Consider the following 21,027-nt stretch of genomic DNA (forward strand, 5'->3'; position numbering starts at 1 on the left):
GTTGTGAGGTTAAGCGACTAAGCGTACACGGTGGATGCCCAGGCAGTCAGAGGCGATGAAGGACGTGCTAATCTGCGTAAAGCGACGGTAAGGTGATATGAACCGCTACAGCCGTCGATGTCCGAATGGGGAAACCCGGTGCACTCTGTGCATCATTGCAGCATGAATACATAGTGCTGCAAGGCGAACCGGGGGAACTGAAACATCTAAGTACCCCGAGGAAAAGAAATCAACCGAGATTCCCCCAGTAGCGGCGAGCGAACGGGGAGCAGCCCAGAGCCTGAATCAGCATGTGTGTTAGTGGAAGCGTCTGGAAAGTCGCAGGGTACAGGGTGATACTCCCGTACACAAAAGCACACGCGCTGTGAGCTCGATGAGTAAGGCGGGACACGTGGTATCCTGTCTGAATATGGGGGGACCATCCTCCAAGGCTAAATACTCCTGACTGACCGATAGTGAACCAGTACCGTGAGGGAAAGGCGAAAAGAACCCCGGCGAGGGGAGTGAAACAGAACCTGAAACCGTGTACGTACAAGCAGTGGGAGCCCTCTTTACGGGGGTGACTGCGTACCTTTTGTATAATGGGTCAGCGACTTATATTCTGTAGCAAGGTTAACCGTATAGGGGAGCCGCAGGGAAACCGAGTCTTAACTGGGCGTTAAGTTGCAGGGTATAGACCCGAAACCCGGTGATCTAGCCATGGGCAGGTTGAAGGTTGGGTAACACTAACTGGAGGACCGAACCGACTAATGTTGAAAAATTAGCGGATGACCTGTGGCTGGGGGTGAAAGGCCAATCAAACCGGGAGATAGCTGGTTCTCCCCGAAAGCTATTTAGGTAGCGCCTCGTGAACTCATCTCCGGGGGTAGAGCACTGTTTCGGCTAGGGGGCCATCCCGGCTTACCAACCCGATGCAAACTGCGAATACCGGAGAATGTTATCACGGGAGACACACGGCGGGTGCTAACGTCCGTCGTGAAGAGGGAAACAACCCAGACCGCCAGCTAAGGTCCCAAAGTCATGGTTAAGTGGGAAACGATGTGGGAAGGCACAGACAGCCAGGATGTTGGCTTAGAAGCAGCCATCATTTAAAGAAAGCGTAATAGCTCACTGGTCGAGTCGGCCTGCGCGGAAGATGTAACGGGGCTAAACCATGCACCGAAGCTGCGGCAGCGACACTATGTGTTGTTGGGTAGGGGAGCGTTCTGTAAGCCGTCGAAGGTGTGCTGTGAGGCATGCTGGAGGTATCAGAAGTGCGAATGCTGACATAAGTAACGATAAAGCGGGTGAAAAGCCCGCTCGCCGGAAGACCAAGGGTTCCTGTTCAACGTTAATCGGAGCAGGGTGAGTCGACCCCTAAGGCGAGGCCGAAAGGCGTAGTCGATGGGAAACAGGTTAATATTCCTGTACTCGGTGTTACTGCGAAGGGGGGACGGAGAAGGCTATATCAGCCGGGCGACGGTTGTCCCGGTTTAAGCGTGTAGGCGGAGGGTCCAGGTAAATCCGGTCCCTTATCAACGCTGAGGCGTGACGACGAGGCACTACGGTGCTGAAGTGATAAATGCCCAGCTTCCAGGAAAAGCCTCTAAGCATCAGGTAACACAGAATCGTACCCCAAACCGACACAGGTGGTCAGGTAGAGAATACCAAGGCGCTTGAGAGAACTCGGGTGAAGGAACTAGGCAAAATGGTGCCGTAACTTCGGGAGAAGGCACGCTGGCGCGTAGGTGGAGGGACTTGCTCCCCGAGCCGAAGCCAGTCGAAGATACCAGCTGGCTGCAACTGTTTATTAAAAACACAGCACTGTGCAAACACGAAAGTGGACGTATACGGTGTGACGCCTGCCCGGTGCCGGAAGGTTAATTGATGGGGTTATCCGCAAGGAGAAGCTCTTGATCGAAGCCCCGGTAAACGGCGGCCGTAACTATAACGGTCCTAAGGTAGCGAAATTCCTTGTCGGGTAAGTTCCGACCTGCACGAATGGCGTAATGATGGCCAGGCTGTCTCCACCCGAGACTCAGTGAAATTGAACTCGCTGTGAAGATGCAGTGTACCCGCGGCAAGACGGAAAGACCCCGTGAACCTTTACTACAGCTTGACACTGAACATTGAGCCTTGATGTGTAGGATAGGTGGGAGGCTTTGAAGCGCGGACGCCAGTCTGCGTGGAGCCAACCTTGAAATACCACCCTTTAATGTTTGATGTTCTAACGTGGGCCCGTTATCCGGGCTGCGGACAGTGTCTGGTGGGTAGTTTGACTGGGGCGGTCTCCTCCTAAAGAGTAACGGAGGAGCACGAAGGTCAGCTAATCACGGTCGGACATCGTGAGGTTAGTGCAATGGCATAAGCTGGCTTGACTGCGAGAGTGACGGCTCGAGCAGGTGCGAAAGCAGGTCATAGTGATCCGGTGGTTCTGAATGGAAGGGCCATCGCTCAACGGATAAAAGGTACTCCGGGGATAACAGGCTGATACCGCCCAAGAGTTCATATCGACGGCGGTGTTTGGCACCTCGATGTCGGCTCATCACATCCTGGGGCTGAAGTAGGTCCCAAGGGTACGGCTGTTCGCCGTTTAAAGTGGTACGCGAGCTGGGTTTAGAACGTCGTGAGACAGTTCGGTCCCTATCTGCCGTGGGCGCTGGAGAATTGAGGGGGGTTGCTCCTAGTACGAGAGGACCGGAGTGAACGCACCACTGGTGTTCGGGTTGTCATGCCAATGGCACTGCCCGGTAGCTAAGTGCGGAAAAGATAAGTGCTGAAAGCATCTAAGCACGAAACTTGCCCCGAGATGAGTTCTCCCTGACTCCTTGAGAGTCCTGAAGGGACGTTGAAGACTACGACGTTGATAGGCCGGGTGTGTAAGCGCAGCGATGCGTTGAGCTAACCGGTACTAATGACCCGTGAGGCTTAACCTTACAACGCCAGAGGCGTTTTTGAGAGACACGATTTTCAGCCCTGTTCCGGATATTCTGCGTGGCCTTACGGGCGGCGCGGAGACAGAATTTGCCTGGCGGCTTTAGCGCGGTGGTCCCACCTGACCCCATGCCGAACTCAGAAGTGAAACGCCGTAGCGCCGATGGTAGTGTGGGGTCTCCCCATGCGAGAGTAGGGAACTGCCAGGCATTATATAAGTGAAGAAGCCCCGCACGCGAGTGCGGGGCTTTTTTACGTCTGTTGTTTGCCACGTTAAGCTGAAACATTTTCATTTTCTGCATCAAACCTCGACAATCTCTGCTGATCACTATAATGTTGGGCATCCAGATGTCTAAACGTTTATATGGTTGCGAGAGGTGAGCAGGTTATGCCAATCAGGGTTCCCGACGAATTACCGGCAGTGAATTTTTTGCGTGACGAAAATGTCTTTGTGATGACATCGTCGCGCGCCAGTGTTCAGGAGATCCGCCCGCTTAAAGTGCTCATACTGAATCTGATGCCGAAAAAGATCGAAACGGAGAATCAGTTTCTGCGTCTGCTTTCCAACTCGCCCTTACAGATCGATATTCAGCTGCTGCGCATCGACAGCCGCGAGTCACGCAATACGCCCACTGAGCACCTCAACAACTTCTACTGCAATTTTGAAGATATCCAGCATGATAACTACGATGGCTTAATCGTGACAGGTGCACCACTCGGGCTGGTTGATTTTAATGATGTCGCTTACTGGCCACAGATTCAGCGCGTTCTGCACTGGGCAAATGAGCATGTCACCTCAACCCTGTTTGTCTGTTGGGCGGTTCAGGCCGCGCTTAACATTCTGTATGGCATCCCCAAGCAAACCCGGCATAACAAACTGTCTGGCGTCTATGAGCATCAGATACTGCATCCCCATGCGTTACTGACCCGTGGTTTTGATGATAATTTCCTCGCACCGCACTCACGCTATGCTGATTTTCCCACTCATTTGATTACGGATTACACCGATCTTGAGCTGTTTGCTGAATCGGAACAAACCGGTGCCTATCTGATGGCGAGTAAAGACAAACGTCTGGTGTTTGTTACCGGTCACCCGGAATATGATGCCCTGACATTGTCTGGTGAGTATCATCGCGATTATGAAGCGGGGGTGAATCCGGAAGTCCCTTATAACTATTTCCCGCAGGATAATCCGGTATTGCCACCCCGCGCCACCTGGCGCAGTCACGGCAATCTCCTGTTCTCGAACTGGCTCAACTACTACGTTTACCAGATCACGCCGTTCGATCTGCGTCACATGAACCCAACGCTGGAATAGTCCCGTCTGAAGATCAACGGAACCGTGTTAGCCGATGGCAACACGGTTTTTTTTCGCCTTCATAACGTTAAATGAAAGCGATTCCTTTAATGGATGAAAATTTTATTTTTGATAAAACATAAGGATAAGTTGATTTTTATTTAAAAATGGAAATAGCTTTTGATTTATAAAAATAAATGATTATGCTCTGATCCTGTCGCTCACAAAACGAACACCGTGTGGATCCGCTGCATTCGATCCTTTGAATACAGGAGAAAGCCAGCATGACAGACTCAGTGATCAGCCATACCCTCTCTTTCAGCCAGCCCTTTAATCATGCCGAACAGCAGCTGTTAACGCCCGAGGCCGTCTCTTTCTTAGAGGGGCTGATTGCACGCTTTGCACCACAACGCGACGTGCTGTTGTCGGCTCGCCAGCAACGTCAGCGTCGATATGACGAGGGCTATCTTCCAGACTTCGATATGGAAACCGCTTCCATAAGAGCCAGCGCGTGGCGTATTCAACCCATTCCGGCAGATTTAAAAGATCGTCGGGTTGAGATCACCGGTCCACCCGAGCGAAAAATGGTGATTAATGCCCTGAATTCAAACGTAAAGGTTTTTATGGCCGACTTTGAGGATTCGCTGTCACCGGAGTGGTCAAAGCTGATTGACGGGCAGCTTACTCTGCGCGAAGCAGTGCTGGGTACGCTGAGTTACACCAGCGACACTGGCAAAATTTATCAGCTCGGCGCTAATCCAGCGGTGCTGATGTGTCGGGTTCGCGGCCTGCATCTGTCAGAAAAACATGTCAGCTGGCAGGGCGAGGCGATTCCGGGTGGGCTGTTTGATTTCGCGCTCTATTTCTTCCACAACGTCCGTCCTTTACTGGCTAAGGGCAGCGGACCTTACTTCTATCTGCCTAAGACTGAGAGCTGGCAGGAGATCGCATGGTGGCGTGAGATCTTCAGCTTCAGCGAGGATCAGTTCGATCTGCCGCGCGGCACGATCAAAGCGACAGTGCTGATCGAAACCTTACCCGCCGTGTTTCAGATGGATGAGATCCTGTGGAATCTGCGCGATCACATTGTGGGCCTCAATTGTGGCCGCTGGGACTACATCTTCAGCTACATCAAAACCCTGAAACAACATGCGGATCGCGTACTGCCGGATCGCCAGTCTGTCACCATGTCTCAGCCGTTTCTGGATGCTTACTCGCGCCTGCTGATTAAAACCTGTCATCGCCGGGGCGCTTTTGCGATGGGCGGGATGTCTGCGCTGATCCCCGCTAAAGATCCGACGCGCAATGCCTGGGTGCTGCAGCGCGTAACGGAAGATAAAGAGCGGGAGGCGGACAACGGGCATGACGGCACCTGGATTGCGCATCCGGGCCTGGCAGATACCGCCATGGCGGTCTTCAATGCTGCGCTGGGTGACCGGCCGAATCAGCTGCATATTCTGCGCGAAGAAGATGCCCCCATCACGGCGGAGCAGTTACTGGCGCCCTGCCAGGGCGAGCGCACTGAAGCCGGAATGCGCGCCAATATCCGCGTCGCACTGCAATATCTTGAAGCGTGGATTAGCGGCAACGGCTGTGTGCCAATTGACGGACTGATGGAGGATGCCGCGACTGCTGAGATCGCACGCACCTCAATCTGGCAATGGATTCGCCACCAGCAAATGCTGAGCAGTGGCCAGCAGGTCACGGCCGAACTGTTTCTGCGCTGGCTGAATGAAGAGCTGCATCTGCTGCAAAACGCGCTGGGCGAAGCCCGTTTTAGTGCCGGTCGCTATGACGACGCGGCACAGTTGATGGCGCAGATCACTACCGAACGCGAGCTGGTTTCCTTTCTTACCCTGCCAGGCTACCGCCTGATCCCCTGAACAGAGGAGCTATTGCCATGACACGTACTCAACAGATAGATCAACTGGAACAACTCTGGCAGACCGCACGCTGGCAGGGCATTACCCGCCCTTACAGCGCAGCAGAGGTTGTCAATCTGCGCGGTTCTGTTCTTCCCGCCTGTACGCTGGCAGAGCGCGGTGCGGAAAAATTATGGACGCTGCTGAACGGGGAGGCGAAGAAAGGGTACATCAACAGTCTGGGTGCGCTCAGCGGCGGGCAGGCACTGCAGCAGGCCAAAGCGGGCATTGAAGCAATTTACCTTTCTGGCTGGCAGGTGGCTGCGGATGCCAACGTGGCAGGGCAGATGTATCCCGATCAGTCTCTCTACCCGGTGAACTCGGTGCCGGAAGTGGTGACCCGCATTAATCAGACCTTTCAGCGTGCCGATCAGATTCAGTGGTCCAGTGGCATCGAAAAGGATGACAGCCGGTACACCGATTTCTTCCTGCCGATTGTTGCCGATGCGGAAGCCGGTTTTGGCGGCGTACTCAATGCGTATGAGCTGATGAAGGCGATGATTCAGGCGGGCGCGGCTGCGGTCCACTTCGAAGATCAGCTGGCGGCGGTAAAAAAATGCGGTCACATGGGCGGTAAAGTGCTGGTACCGACTCAGGAAGCGATTCAGAAACTGGTGGCGGCACGGCTGGCTGCGGATGTAATGGGCGTACCCACCGTGCTGCTGGCCCGCACTGACGCCGACGCCGCTGACCTGATTACCTCAGACTGCGATGAATACGATCGTCCCTTTATCCCTGGTGACCGGACGGCAGAAGGCTTTTTCCGCACCCACGCTGGCATTGAACAGGCGATCAGCCGCGGGCTGGCCTATGCACCTTATGCTGACATCCTGTGGTGCGAAACCTCGACGCCGGATCTGGCGATGGCACAGCGCTTTGCCGACGCCATTCATGCGCGCTTCCCGGGCAAACTGCTGGCTTACAACTGCTCACCGTCGTTCAACTGGAAGAAGAACCTCGACGATCGCACCATCGCGAAGTTCCAGCAGGCGCTCAGCGACATGGGCTATCGTTTCCAGTTCATCACGCTGGCGGGCATCCACAGCATGTGGTTCAACATGTTCGATCTGGCGCATGCCTACGCCCAGGGCGAAGGCATGCGTCACTACGTGGAAAAAGTGCAGCAGCCTGAGTTCGCTGCCCGCGATCGCGGTTACAGCTTCTCGTCACATCAGCAGGAAGTGGGCACCGGTTATTTCGATCAGGTGACCAACATCATTCAGGGCGGTAAGTCTTCAGTCACCGCGCTTACCGGTTCGACCGAAGAGCATCAGTTCTGACGCTTCTTCTATGACGGATTCCCCGCCCGCACCACGTGGGCGGTCATTGACCGGAGCTGACTATGCCGCCACGCGAATCTCTGATCGCCCACACTATCCTGCAGGGTTTTGATGCGCAGTATGGCCGCTTTCTGGATATTACGGCCGGGGCGCAGCAGCGGTTCGAGCAGGCGGATTGGCAGGCAGTGCAGCATGCCATGAAGGCCCGCATTCATCTCTATGATCATCACGTCAGCCTGGTGGCCGATCAGCTGCGGGTGCTGAATGGCGCGGCCAGCTGGGATGAGATTTTCTGGCTGCGGGTCAAGGATCACTATCAAAGCCTGCTGCCTGGCTATCCACGGCATGAGATCGCTGAAAGCTTCTTTAACTCGGTTTACTGCCGGTTGCATGGACATACTGACCTGCAACCGGATCGGCTATTTATCTTCAGCTCTCAGTCCCAGACCGCACCAATCACACCTTTGAGGCCGTTGTCGCGCCATTATCAGCCGGAGCGGGGCTGGCGGGCATTAGTGGATCAGGTGCTGGGAGATTTACCGCTGACGCTGCCGTGGCAGCACCGCGCGCGCGATGTCGGCTGGATTGTCCGCCACCTGCAGTCGTATTTCCCCCGGCTGGATCAGGGCTGGCTGGAGGTCAACAGTGAACTCTTCTATCGCAACAAAACCGCCTGGCTGGTGGCGCGCCTGCATCTGCCGGAGGGCATTTTTCCCTGTCTGCTGCCGATACAGCGCACTGAAAGTGGCGAGCTGTGGATCGACACCTGCCTGACCGATGTGAATGACGCCAGCATTGTCTTTGGTTTTGCCCGTGCCTATTTCATGGTGTATGCCCCGGTGCCTGCGGCGCTGGTGGCCTGGCTGCAACCGATTCTGCCCGGCAAAACGCTGGCGGAACGCTATATGGCGATTGGCTGCCAGAAGCACGGTAAAACCGAAAGCTATCGCGAATATCTTCAGGCGCTGGCAGAGAGTGAGACGGCCTTTGAGATCGCGCCTGGCGTGCGGGGCATGGTGATGCTGGTCTTCACGCTGCCGGGCTTTGACTGGGTGTTCAAGGTGATAAAGGATCAATTCGCGCCGCAAAAAGAGGTGACGGAAGCGCAGGTCCGCGCCTGTTATCAGCAGGTCAAAGAGCACGATCGCGTGGGTCGGATGGCGGATACGCAGGCGTTCGAGCAGTTTGTGCTGCCACTGTCGCGTATCTCACCGGCGCTGCTGACGGAACTCCACGCCTGCGTGGCAGAAAAGCTGCATATCGAAGGTGATCGCCTGATCATTCGTCACCTGTGGCTGGAGCGTCGTATGCAGCCGCTTAACCTCTACCTGGCGCAGGCCAGCGACGCTGAGCGACGACACGCCATTGAAGAGTATGGCCACGCGATTAAACAGCTGGCAGCCGCCAACATATTTCCTGGCGACATGCTGTTTAAAAACTTCGGCATAACCCGTCATGGCCGGGTGATTTTCTACGATTACGATGAGATCCGCCCGATGCAGGCGCTGAATTTCCGCGAGGTGCCCGCGGCGCGCTATGAGGAAGATGAACTTAGCGCTGAGCCGTGGTACAGCGTCGGACCGGATGATGTCTTCCCGGAAACCTTCCGCTATGCGTTATGCAGTGAAGCCGCGACTGGCGCCTTACTGCTACAACTGCATCCGGAGATATTCGACGCCCGCTGGTGGCGCGCGCAGCAGCAGCGCCTCGCTCATGGCCATGTTGAAGAGGTCATCGCCTGGCGGCAGACGCAGCGTTTCAGCGTCTGCTACGCGTCAGAGGCTATTAACGGCCGCTGTACGCCAGCGTAACCTGACGCGCTTCGCGGATGACCAGCGCACCTAATTCCGTAATCCGATCGTCTGTCATGCGAGCGATAGGGCCGGAAATCGAGAGCGCGGCAAACGCCTCGCCATGTTCATCGTAGAGGGGCGCGGCGACACAGCGCAGTCCAAGTGCATGCTCTTCATCATCCAGCGAAAAGCCCGCTTTGCGTACCTGCGCCAGATTCTCTTTCAGGCTCTGCGGCGACATCAGGGTCTTCGGCGTGTAGTAATGCAATCCTTTCTGATGCAGCAGGGTGGTAACCTGTTCATCACCCAGATGCGCCAGAAACGCTTTGCCTGCGCCTGACGCATGCATCGGCAGCTTGCCGCCTATCGGCGCGGACATCCGCATCAGCTGGGTGCACTGTACCTGATCAATGATCACCGCCTGGTGGTCACTGAGATCCAGCACCGCCAGATTTACCGTTTCACCGGACTGCTCCATCAGGCTCCGCAGCACCGGGTGGACCAGCGCCAGCAGATTCCGGCTTTGCAGGAAACTGCTGCCGACCACAAAGGCATGCGCGCCGATTGTCCACAGTCCGAGATCGCCCACCTGACGGACAAAACCCTGCTGTTGCATGGTGCTGAGCAGGCGATGCGTGGTGGAGTTGGGCAGGCCCGCCTGCTGTGCCAGCTCGGTCAGCGCCACGCTGCCATGTGAGTCAGCAATCAGCTCCAGCAATGTCAGGCCGCGCGTCAGCGATTGAACCTGACCGCCCGCAGGTGCGGCGACAGGGGTGCCGCGGGGTTTCTTACCGCGTTTAACGGGAACGGGCGTTGCCATCGTTGTCTCTCCTTTTGCATTGTGGAAATCATTTTCGTTTTAATCACGCCGTTTGCAAATGCTGGTTTTCTGGTCAGACCTGTGAAGCCGTGACCTGCACCTGTCGCAGAAGAGGTTACTTTGTCGCCAGAGAGGCTTGTGCCAGAATGAAAAACAGGGTTTTCCGCCAGCAGACTGACGTGAATGGGGCAACAGTGAGCACTAAAATCGACGCGCTACATCAGCAGCTCGCACAACGCATTATGGTGTTGGATGGCGGCATGGGCACCATGATCCAGAGCTACCGGCTGGAGGAAGAGGATTATCGCGGCAGCCGTTTTGCTGACTGGCCCTGCGATCTCAAAGGCAACAACGATCTTCTGGTACTGAGTAAACCGTCGGTGATCCGCGAGATCCACGACGCTTATCTGGCTGCCGGTGCGGATATCCTCGAAACCAACACCTTCAACGCCACGTCGATTGCGATGGCGGATTACCAGATGGAAAGCTTGTCGGCGGAGATCAATTTCGAAGCGGCCCGGCTGGCGCGCGTCTGCGCCGATGCGTGGACGGCGAAAACGCCGGATCGTCCGCGTTACGTTGCGGGTGTGCTCGGCCCGACTAACCGCACCTGCTCGATCTCACCCGACGTTAATGATCCTGCTTATCGCAACGTCACCTTTAATCAGCTGGTGGAGGCGTACCGCGAATCGACTCGTGCGCTGGTGGAGGGCGGTGCTGACCTCATCATGATCGAAACGGTGTTCGATACGCTGAATGCCAAAGCGGCTGTCTATGCGGTGAAGACCGAGATGGACGCGCTGGGTGTGAAGCTGCCGCTGATGATCTCCGGCACCATCACTGACGCCTCCGGCCGGACGCTCTCCGGTCAGACCACTGAAGCGTTTTACAACTCCCTGCGTCATGCCGAACCGCTCTCTTTTGGCCTGAACTGCGCGCTGGGACCGGATGAGCTGCGTCAGTATGTGGCGGAGCTGTCGCGCATCGCCGAGGGCTACGTCACTGCCCATCCCAATGCGGGTCTGCCCAATGCCTTTGGCGAATACGATCTCGATGCGGCACTGATGGCGGAGCAGATTAAGGAATGGGCCACCTCGGGCTTCCTGAACATTATTGGCGGCTGCTGTGGCACTACGCCGCAACATATTGAAGCTATGGTCGCGGCGGTTGAAGGCGTCGCGCCGCGCAGGTTGCCGGTGATTCCGGTGGCCTGTCGCCTTTCCGGTCTGGAGCCGCTGAACATCACCGCTGAGTCGCTGTTTGTTAACGTCGGTGAGCGCACCAACGTCACCGGCTCAGCAAAATTTAAGCGGCTGATTAAAGAAGAGAAGTACAACGAAGCGCTGGAGGTAGCGTTGCAGCAGGTGCAGAGCGGCGCACAGATCATCGATATCAACATGGATGAAGGGATGCTCGACGCCGAGGCGGCGATAGTGCGCTTCCTGAATCTGATTGCGGGTGAACCCGATATTGCCCGCGTGCCGATTATGATCGACTCCTCGAAATGGGCGGTGATTGAGAAAGGGCTGCAGTGCATTCAGGGCAAAGGAATTGTGAATTCGATTTCGATGAAAGAGGGGGAAGCGGCCTTTATCCATCATGCGCGCCAGGTCCGGCGTTACGGCGCGGCGATGGTGGTCATGGCATTTGACGAAGTGGGCCAGGCAGATACCCGCGCCCGTAAAATCGAAATCTGTCGCCGCGCTTACCGGATCCTGACCGAACAGGTCGGCTTTCCGCCGGAAGATATCATTTTTGATCCCAACATCTTTGCGGTTGCCACCGGCATCGACGAGCACAACAACTACGCGATGGATTTCATCGGTGCCTGTGAAGACATCAAGCGTGAACTGCCCCATGCGATGATTTCCGGCGGCGTCTCCAACGTCTCGTTTTCCTTCCGTGGCAACGACCCGATGCGTGAAGCGATACACGCGGTGTTCCTCTACTACGCCATCCGAAATGGCATGGATATGGGCATCGTCAACGCAGGCCAGCTGGCCATCTATGACGATCTGCCGGCAGAACTGCGCGAGGCGGTAGAGGATGTGATCCTTAACCGACGGGATGATGGCACCGAGCGGCTGCTGGCGCTGGCGGAGAAATATCGTGGCGGCAAAAGCGAGGGTGCGCAGGACAAGCAGCTCGCCGAGTGGCGCAGCTGGGACGTGGTGAAGCGGCTCGAATATTCGCTGGTCAAGGGCATCACGGAGTTTATCGAGCAGGATACCGAAGAGGCGCGCCAGCAGGTGCCCCGTCCGATAGAGGTGATTGAGGGGCCGCTGATGTCCGGCATGAACGTGGTCGGCGACCTGTTCGGCGAAGGCAAAATGTTCCTGCCGCAGGTGGTGAAATCGGCGCGCGTGATGAAGCAGGCGGTGGCGTATCTGGAGCCGTTTATCGAAGCCAGCAAAGAAGCAGGGCGCAGCAACGGTAAAATCGTGCTGGCCACCGTCAAAGGCGACGTGCATGACATCGGCAAGAATATTGTCGGCGTGGTGTTGCAGTGTAATAACTACGAAATTATCGACCTTGGCGTGATGGTGCCGGGCGAGAAAATCCTCAAAACAGCGCGTGAAGTGAAGGCAGACATCATCGGCCTGTCAGGGCTGATTACGCCGTCGCTGGATGAGATGGTCAATATGGCGAAAGAGATGGAGCGTCAGGGCTTTACCTTACCGCTGCTGATTGGCGGCGCGACCACCTCGAAGGCGCATACTGCCGTCAAAATTGAGCAGCACTACAGCGGCCCGACGGTCTACGTGCAGAACGCCTCTCGCACCGTTGGCGTGGTGTCGTCGCTGCTCTCCGCCACATTAAAAGACGATTTTGTCGCCCGAACGCGCAAAGAGTACGAAACCGTGCGCATCCAGCATGCACGTAAAAAGCCGCGCACGCCACCGGTCTCGCTACAGATGGCGCGCGATAACGCCACTTCAATTGACTGGGAGAGTTACACACCGCCGGTGCCGCATCGACCTGGTGTCAGTCAGGTGGAGGCCAGCATTGCCACGCTGCGCCACTACATCGACTGGACGCCGTTCTTTATGACCTGGTCGCTGGCGGGTAAATATCCCCGTATTCTGGAGGATGAGGTGGTGGGTGAGGAGGCGCAGCGTCTGTTTGCCGATGCCAGTGCGATGCTCGACAGATTAAGTGAGGCGTCGCTGCTGAAGCCGCGTGGCGTGGTCGGTATTTTCCCGGCTAACCGGGTTGGTGATGATATCCATATTTACCGTGACGAGCGACGCGATGAAATTTTGTGTGTGAGTCATCACTTACGTCAGCAGACCGAGAAAACCGACTTCGCTAACTATTGTCTGGCGGATTTTGTGGCCCCAAAAACCGCCGGAAAAGCGGATTATCTCGGCGCGTTCGCAGTGACAGGCGGACTGGAGGAGGATGCGCTGGCGGAGGCCTATGATCGTCAGCACGATGACTACAACAAGATTATGGTGAAAGCGCTGGCTGACCGTCTGGCGGAAGCCTTTGCTGAATATCTGCACGAGCGGGTGCGTAAGGTGATTTGGGGCTTTGCGCCCAACGAAAATCTCAGCAATGAAGCGCTGATTCGCGAAAATTATCAGGGAATACGTCCGGCGCCAGGCTATCCGGCCTGCCCGGATCACACTGAAAAAGCTGCCATCTGGCGTCTGCTGGCAGTGGAAGAGCAGACCGGCATCAAACTGACCGAATCCTTTGCCATGTGGCCGGGCGCGGCGGTGTCCGGCTGGTACTTCAGCCATCCTGACAGCCGCTATTTCGCCGTGGCGCAGATTCAGCGTGATCAGGTGGAAGATTACGCAGCACGCAAAGGGATGTCGGTCACGGAAGTGGAGCGCTGGCTGGCGCCGAATCTCGGCTACGATGCGGATTAAATAAAAAAGCGGCCGGGGGCCGCTTGAAGGGAGGGGAATCAACTCGGGCCCTGTCAGCTGTGATATCGAGCCAGCGCAGGAAACACGGTCAGATTCACCCTGTTTCGGCTTTTTTTCAGCGGTCTGAAGCGTTCAGATGGTCGCCTGAAACGCGCCGGAGTCAAAGCGATGGGAGCATACGCCCGGACTAAAGCATCGCGGGCCAGGGATGGCCCGCGCTGAGCATGCCACGGATGGCGTTTTTGCGTCTTTACGCAGGGCGTTTGCTCCCTGAGCCTGCTTCTGTAAACAGCGTTGAGCGGCCCGAAAGCCGCCTCTGCTTAGTTAAAGCGCGCGTCGCGATCGGACGTCAGATCATACAGCTGGTACTTACGACCCAGCATCTGACCGCCATCACGCGTCAGCGGCACCCAGTTGACCTGCGCGCGACCGCGTGTTGGCGTCACGGTGAACAGATCCATCGGCACGGAGATATAGAAGCCTTTGGTGAAGTCACCCTCGCCATACTCTTCCGACGACACGTTGGTTTTGGTGGCATAAACACCGACCATCACGCCGCTGTCGAAGCGCTTCGACACATCGACCGTCACGCCTTTATCTTTTGCCAGATACTGTCCTACGCTGGTTTTCACCAGCACATCCTGCATGAACCACGGACGCCAGTAACCGGTCAGGTTGCCGGTGGTCGCTTTATAGCGGTTAAACTGCATCATATTGTCCCAGTCACGCTGACGGACGTAGTTGGCATCGACACCTACCGCCCAGTTCGCATCGACCGGACGATAAAGCAGCTCGCCGCCCACGCCGCCGTACATCGTCTCCAGATAGCCGCCGTAGACCTGACCATAGAAGCCGTTACCGAGGTGGCCCATATAGTTCGCCTGCAGATCATTGACATAAACGTTGTTCTCAACGTAATCGCGGATATGAGTACGCACGCGCGGCAGCGAAGAGTCCGCCGGTGCGCCGTTGTAGTTGAACTTGTCGTAGTTGTTGGCGAGGTTACCAAACAGACTGCCGCCCACCAGCAGGTGATCCGTCAGCCAGTAATCCGCATTGGCCATGACGCCAACCTGATACATGTAGAAGCTTTCCGGGCCACCCACCGACTGATTCAGCACCGGCGACAGGCTGTAGTTCAGCCGATCTTTACGGATAAACATACCCTGCTCAGTGTTACCCGGATCGATCGGTTCTTTGCGGGTCTGTTGCAGCGGCTGCTCGTGGCCCAGCGGGTAGCCTTCCAGCTCGTTACGCAGACTGGCAACTTTCGTTTCAGTGGTCACCTGCGGCATGTTAAAGCGCGACTCGGTCACATTAATGGTGTCGATGCCGTCCGGCAGGTGGTTCATGATAATGCGATTAGCGCGATCCACCCCTTCACGGGTATCACGGTACTTCGTCTGCTCGCCTGACACATACAACGTGTGGCCCTGAGTCTGAATCCGCGGACCATCAAGACCCGCGTTGTATTTCAGATCGGTCAGCTGAGTGCCGACTACCGTCGGCTCCAGCAACGGCGGCTGCGGCTGTGGATTATAGGCCGGCTTCTCGCTGTCGATGTGCGCCTGACGCAAATCATTGAAGTTGGTACGGATGGTGACACCAAACATAAACGTATTGCCGCGTTCGTAGCTGGCGTTGATGTCAGCCCAGTCGGTCACACGATAAATCGCGCCGACGTTGAGCTTGCTGCGCTGATCAAGGCGGCCAGCAAAGTCATTCTGGTAGTCGTTGCCCTCATACTCCATCTTGAGTCGCAGCGGCTGCCAGGGCGTCTGATACTCCACGCCGCCGAAAAATGCTGTCGGACCGTGGAACATCTGCGAGCCATTGATGGAACCCGCTTCGCCTACCTGTGGACGCTGGCAATAGCTGTCGCTGTAGGAGCAGAACGGGTTCTTCACGGTGCCGCTATTGCCGAGATAGCCCCAGCCGAGGCCCAGGGTGAAGTCGAATGGTCCCCAGGCTTTGGTTCCCACCACATATTCACTGTCGAACAGGCCGGTACCACCGAGATCGCGCGTTCCCACCGCCACTTCCGGCAGCCAGAAGCCTTCCTGCCACAGACGCAGTTTCAGGTCGAAGGCTTTATCCTTATAGCTCTGCGTGCCGCTGAATTCTGACACCGCACTGTACTGCCGGGTGCGCACGTCGGTATAACGCACGGTCGTCTCAAGCCAGGGAAAGAGCTGCAGTGACGCAGAGTAGTAGCGGTACTGATCGTTGTCGCGCGCATTGAGGCTGAACTCGCCTTCTCTGGACATGCGCGCTGTCGGCACCTGCATCAGGCCCACACCACCGAAATCAGATTGTGACGGGCCCACCGGCGCGGGGAAGGTGTCGGCCTGCGCCTGACAGGCTGCCGCCACGGAAACAGCCAACAGGCTGAAGAGATAACGTTTTTTCATCAGTCTGGTATCCGGTGAGTCAGTACGGAAAGGATGCGATCGTTCAGATCTTCATAGCTGCCTGGCAGGCTCCATGAGGAAAAGCCGAGCCAGATAACGCTGCCTGGCTCCACTTCCGCGTGGCGATGATTCCAGTATGCAACCGGCACCTGCTGTGTGGCGCCGGAAGGCGCAATCACCGTGACAAAATTGCGTTCTGCGCCGGAGAGTGACGGGTGACCCTCCAGATAGTCGCGTACTGATTTACCCGGCTGCCAGCTCACTTTGCCTGCACCGCTTAATGCGCCGAGCAGCAGCACTGAATCGGATGGCGCCTGCAGCCAGAGGTCATAGCTACCTTCCAGCCGACGGTTGTCCGCCGGATGGAGACGGATCCAGTCCGGGTCAAGCGGGGTGAACTGGCGACCTGTCACGTTGATGGCGCTCAGCTGGCGGATGACCTCAGCAATGGCCGCCGCCCTATCGCCACTGCTGTCAGCACGCCAGGCACGTAACGCGCCCAGCGTCTGTTGATATTGCTGCTGTGCGACGGCGCTGGCACCGCGCTCGGCAATAACGGTACGGCGCCAGTCCGTGTTGGTCTGCAGCGGAGGCAGTGTCACCAGCTGTGACAGATCCGCGATCTGGCTCAGCTCAGCCTGACCGCCGTTGTGCGGAGCATGAACGATAACCTGCGCAGTCGCCTGCGCTTCTGCGGCGCTGAACAGGCTCAGCCCGGCCAGCAAAATAGTGATTTTTTTCATGATTTCGCCGGCTTCAGAATAGTGATATCGACAGGGAAGGCATCGGCCGCCAGCATCTGATGGGCCTGCACCACATCACCGCTGCTGTTGTCGATCCAGAAGGTGTTCTCCCACTCGCGGTTACTGCTGTCGATGCTTACCTGCTCATGCCAGACACGGCACGGAATGCGGTTGCCCGCCACGGTCAGCACTTCGTCGGTGCCACGCTGGAAGGTGGAGCGCACGGTCGCGCCGCGAACCTTGCCCTGCTCGGTCCACTGCACAATGCGGGTCCAGCCTGCGCCATTGCTGATATGCAGGCTGTCAGCAAGCGGATCCTGTTGCAGATTGCTGACGCTCAGCAGGTTATCCGGTAAGCCCAGGGTTTTAACCAGGCGGCCGTGCTGTGTCACCAGCATCGCCTGATCCTGCGTAACCCATTTCTGCTGCCCCTTCTCGTTGTAGCCCAGCACCACAAAAATGCGCGGACCCTCATTCAGACGAGCATAGAGACTGGCATAGGGAAGATTGTTGACCTGTTGATCGGTGACGGTCACGTCATCCGGACCGTTAACCGCGAGCAGCAAAGTCTGTTCAAGACCTTTTTGCGTTTGTGTACAGGCCTGCAGCAGCAGGCAAGCGAGCAGCAGAGGAAGTCGGCGCACTGTGTGTCCCTGATAAGTCATGCCAAAGTAAAAAATAACCACACAGGCGTGTGGTTATGTTTAAAGGTGCTCTGCCCGTCACGGCTGGCTGCAGAGATACAGGTTACGTGGCTTAGCGTCATCACTTACCGAAGTCAGTGTTTCAGCCGCAGCCCGTTTGCTGTAAATCAGCAATCAGACGGGAGACGGGCATCCATCAACGAGTGGTGCTCGTCGTGGTCGTGGTTGTTGTACCGGTATTTGCACCGTCACCACCGCCAGAAGCAGCAATGCCGAGCCCGACCAGCGCGCCAAGTGCGCCGACACCGACAGCCGTGGACGTGCCAGCAGAGATTGCTCCCGCCTGCGCGCCAGCTGCAGTACCTGCTTCACCTGCTTCCTGCGGCGCAGCAAATGCGCTGGAAGAAGCGGCAACGAGGATCAGGGCTGCACCGGCAACCATAGTTTTTTTCATAACAACGTTTCCTGCATTGAGTGAATGAAGGATCTCTGACCGGCGACAAGGGCAATACAGACAGGCTGCAGCCAAAGCGACGGACAGTCCCATTGCGGGCGCGTTCATTATAGGGCAACAAAATATCAGAGTTCAGTGCCATAAAAACCAGGGTAAATAGCGGGGCAATTGCGTGATTTAATCAGCTGAATTGGGGATAACTACTTTTTAAATCGGAGGTTTTCTGGTTGATACCCTATATTTCGCTACAGGTAAGGCGAATGCAAAGCGGAATGTTCTTTTTTAGTTATATCTGGTACGGAATAAGAATAATCAGAATTTACTCAGAAGGGCTTAAATTAAATATGGCTATAAATCAATAGCTAACCCTGTTGTCCGTTAGTTTTTAGGTCCATTTTATACTGGATATCACACTGTTTTATCGCCAGATGTTCAGAATTATCTTAGGGTATTTTAAGACTTTTCCCGCACTGGCGTGAATGACAAAATCGATAATCAGGCCACCTGGATGGAAAAAGAGACAAAAAAAGGGCGGCAACGTTGCCGCCCGATGAAATTAACGCCGATTAACGCCAGGATTTATAGCGGTTAATTAAGGCATTAGTGGAACTGTCATGAGAGGTAATTTCGTCCTCATTTTCCAGTTCCGGCAGAATACGGTTCGCCAGCTGCTTACCTAACTCCACACCCCACTGATCGAAGGTGAAGATATTCAGGATGGCACCCTGCGTGAAGATTTTGTGCTCGTACAACGCAATCAGCGCACCCAGGCTGTACGGCGTAATTTCACGCAGCAGAATGGAGTTAGTCGGGCGATTACCTTCAAACACCTTGAACGGCACAATGTGGGCTACAGATTCTGCCGATTTGCCGGCATCGGTAAACTCTTTCTCCACGACGTCGCGTGACTTACCAAACGCCAGCGCTTCGGTCTGGGCAAAGAAGTTAGAGAGCAGCTTCGGATGGTGGTCCGCCAGCGCGTTATGAGTAATCGCCGGGGCAATGAAGTCACACGGAACCAGTTTGGTCCCCTGATGGATCAGCTGATAAAACGCGTGCTGACCGTTGGTGCCAGGTTCGCCCCAGATAATAGGGCCAGTCTGGTAGTCCACCGGATGACCGTCGCGATCCACATACTTGCCGTTTGACTCCATATTTCCCTGCTGGAAATAGGCGGCAAAGCGGTGCATGTACTGGTCGTAAGGCAGAATCGCTTCGGTTTCGGCACCAAAGAAATTGTTATACCAGATGCCAATCAGCGCCAGCAGCACCGGCAGGTTCTGCTCCGCCGGGGTAGAGGCGAAGTGCTGGTCCATGGCATGTGCGCCGCTCAGCAGTTGCCCGAAGTTATCGAAACCAATCGAGAGAATGATCGACAGGCCGATCGCTGACCACAGTGAATAGCGGCCGCCAACCCAGTCCCAGAATTCAAACATGTTATTGGTGTCGATACCGAATTCACCCACCGCTTTGGCGTTAGTCGACAGGGCAGCAAAGTGTTTCGCTACGTGCTGTTGATCGCCTGCGGTTTTCAGGAACCAGTCGCGCGCACTGTGGGCGTTGGTCATGGTTTCCTGGGTGGTGAAGGTCTTCGATGCGACCAGGAACAGGGTGGTTTCCGGGCTGAGATCTTTCAGCGTTTCGGCGATGTGGGTGCCGTCTACGTTAGAGACAAAATGCATGTTCAGATGGTTTTTGTACGGGCGCAGTGCTTCCGTCACCATAAACGGGCCAAGATCGGAGCCGCCGATACCGATGTTCACTACGTCGGTGATCGCTTTACCGGTATAGCCTTTCCATTCGCCGCTGATGATGCGCTCTGAGAAGCCTTTCATCTTGTCCAGCACAGCGTTGACCTCTGGCATCACATCTTTGCCATCCACCAGAATCGGCGTGTTACTCCGGTTACGCAGTGCGACGTGCAGCACCGCACGATCTTCGGTACGGTTAATCTTCTCACCCGAGAACATAGACTTAATGGCACCGCTGAGATCGGTCTCTTTAGCCAGCGCCTGTAACTTATCGAGGGTTTCCTGGGTGATGCGGTTTTTGGAGAAATCCACCAGCATCTGATCATCAAAGGTGGCAGAGAATTTGGCAAAACGATCGGCATCCTGGGCGAACAGATCGGCAATTTCTACCGATTTCATCTGCTCAAAATGCTGTTGCAGCGCTTTCCAGGCTGCGGTTTGTGTCGGATTGATATTTTTCATGGCAACACTCTTGTTGATATTAAGAACCGTCATTCCATCGGAGGCACATCATGCCCGTTTAGCGTTTCAGTATGACCACACTTGTAACTGAAAGGAAAAATTTTGTCAGCGCACGCCGCGCAGACGAGGTAAACGCTGCGGTCTGTCGTCAGCATTCACTGGCGCGAACAGCCTGAGAATGGCAGCAGTATCACGCGCTAAAGTGTGACGCGAAAGTCTGCGCAAAACGTTGTGCCGTGTCAGGGATTGTTGCAGGGGCTGAACCCATTAAGCACTGTAGCCGCTGCGGCGCAGGGCAATTTGTTTTCTGATGCGGCTCTGCGGCCATCGCTGACATTGACAGCAGGTCCAGAAAAGGCTAGATCTATGCGCCTACTTGCGCACCTGTGTGCAAGCCAGAAGAGGCGCGTCGCCCAGGCAGTGTGTTGGAGGAACCGTATCCGGTGAAAACACATCATGGGGAGCGACGCCGAGGTGGGTCAGCACGCGGTGTGCTGCCTGTCGGCTACAGGGGCTGAATCCTCTGGGTTGTCACCAGAAACGTCTGCAGTCGACGTTTTGCAAGGTGGGGCGCTTCTGGGTGACTCGTCTATCCGATCTTGTCCGCCCGTTTCTGCTCTTTCCTTGTGCCTGGCTGAAAGCATGTTTCTCGACCCTTT

11 protein-coding genes, 2 rRNA genes and 1 riboswitch are annotated in these 21,027 nt (G+C 55.9%); of the genes, 7 read left to right on the forward strand and 6 right to left on the reverse strand.

The window, feature by feature from the left end:
* Positions 1 to 7: 7 nt before the first annotated feature.
* The 6 genes from AC6I8J_RS01235 (at position 8) to aceK (ending at position 9,223) form a co-directional block, all read left to right on the forward strand.
* A 23S ribosomal RNA gene (locus AC6I8J_RS01235) occupies positions 8 to 2,915 on the forward strand.
* A 91-nt stretch (positions 2,916 to 3,006) separates the two neighbouring features.
* Positions 3,007 to 3,122: ribosomal RNA gene (gene rrf, locus AC6I8J_RS01240) — 5S ribosomal RNA — on the forward strand.
* Positions 3,123 to 3,301: 179 nt separating this feature from the next.
* Entirely contained in the window at positions 3,302 to 4,231 is a 930-nt protein-coding gene (metA, locus tag AC6I8J_RS01245; RefSeq protein WP_010252696.1) for a homoserine O-acetyltransferase MetA, read from the forward strand.
* A 263-nt stretch (positions 4,232 to 4,494) separates the two neighbouring features.
* Positions 4,495 to 6,093, forward strand: coding sequence for a malate synthase A (aceB, locus tag AC6I8J_RS01250; RefSeq protein WP_253420713.1), 1,599 nt, complete (start codon positions 4,495 to 4,497; stop codon positions 6,091 to 6,093).
* A gap of 17 nt (positions 6,094 to 6,110) precedes the next feature.
* The gene (gene aceA / locus AC6I8J_RS01255) at positions 6,111 to 7,412 is read left to right on the forward strand and encodes an isocitrate lyase (protein WP_480344064.1); all 1,302 of its coding nucleotides are present in this window, start codon (positions 6,111 to 6,113) and stop codon (positions 7,410 to 7,412) included.
* 62 nt (positions 7,413 to 7,474) lie between these two features.
* On the forward strand, positions 7,475 to 9,223 hold the full coding sequence (gene aceK, locus AC6I8J_RS01260; RefSeq protein ID WP_222924731.1) for a bifunctional isocitrate dehydrogenase kinase/phosphatase: 1,749 nt from the start codon (positions 7,475 to 7,477) through the stop codon (positions 9,221 to 9,223).
* Here the strand turns inward: aceK and iclR are convergent.
* Positions 9,198 to 10,025, reverse strand: coding sequence for a glyoxylate bypass operon transcriptional repressor IclR (iclR, locus tag AC6I8J_RS01265; RefSeq protein WP_222924730.1), 828 nt, complete (start codon positions 10,023 to 10,025; stop codon positions 9,198 to 9,200). The genes aceK and iclR overlap by 26 nt on opposite strands.
* Positions 10,026 to 10,219: 194 nt before the next feature.
* On the opposite strand from iclR, the gene metH reads away from it, so the two are divergent.
* On the forward strand, positions 10,220 to 13,903 hold the full coding sequence (metH, locus tag AC6I8J_RS01270; protein WP_497825009.1) for a methionine synthase: 3,684 nt from the start codon (positions 10,220 to 10,222) through the stop codon (positions 13,901 to 13,903).
* Between the two features lie 320 nt (positions 13,904 to 14,223).
* Here metH and AC6I8J_RS01275 read toward each other — a convergent pair whose 3' ends face one another.
* From AC6I8J_RS01275 to pgi, 5 genes are all read right to left on the reverse strand, one after another.
* Positions 14,224 to 16,314, reverse strand: a complete 2,091-nt coding sequence (locus AC6I8J_RS01275; RefSeq protein WP_222924728.1) for a YjbH domain-containing protein — start codon at positions 16,312 to 16,314, stop codon at positions 14,224 to 14,226.
* Positions 16,314 to 17,057, reverse strand: a complete 744-nt coding sequence (locus AC6I8J_RS01280; protein ID WP_161733487.1) for a capsule biosynthesis GfcC family protein — start codon at positions 17,055 to 17,057, stop codon at positions 16,314 to 16,316. The genes AC6I8J_RS01275 and AC6I8J_RS01280 overlap by 1 nt, the downstream gene beginning before the upstream one ends.
* A complete protein-coding gene (locus AC6I8J_RS01285; RefSeq protein WP_161733489.1) occupies positions 17,054 to 17,701 on the reverse strand; it encodes a YjbF family lipoprotein in 648 nt (215 codons plus the stop codon). The genes AC6I8J_RS01280 and AC6I8J_RS01285 overlap by 4 nt, the downstream gene beginning before the upstream one ends.
* A gap of 196 nt (positions 17,702 to 17,897) precedes the next feature.
* Positions 17,898 to 18,155: an exopolysaccharide production protein YjbE gene (gene yjbE / locus AC6I8J_RS01290; RefSeq protein WP_161733491.1), complete on the reverse strand. Its 258-nt coding sequence runs from the start codon at positions 18,153 to 18,155 to the stop codon at positions 17,898 to 17,900.
* A 566-nt stretch (positions 18,156 to 18,721) separates the two neighbouring features.
* The gene (gene pgi / locus AC6I8J_RS01295; protein ID WP_161733493.1) at positions 18,722 to 20,368 is read right to left on the reverse strand and encodes a glucose-6-phosphate isomerase; all 1,647 of its coding nucleotides are present in this window, start codon (positions 20,366 to 20,368) and stop codon (positions 18,722 to 18,724) included.
* A gap of 391 nt (positions 20,369 to 20,759) precedes the next feature.
* A riboswitch (Lysine riboswitch) is annotated at positions 20,760 to 20,952 on the forward strand.
* Positions 20,953 to 21,027: the final 75 nt, after the last annotated feature.

It is taken from the genome of Pantoea sp. X-Soil-ISGK-355 (assembly GCF_059730805.1).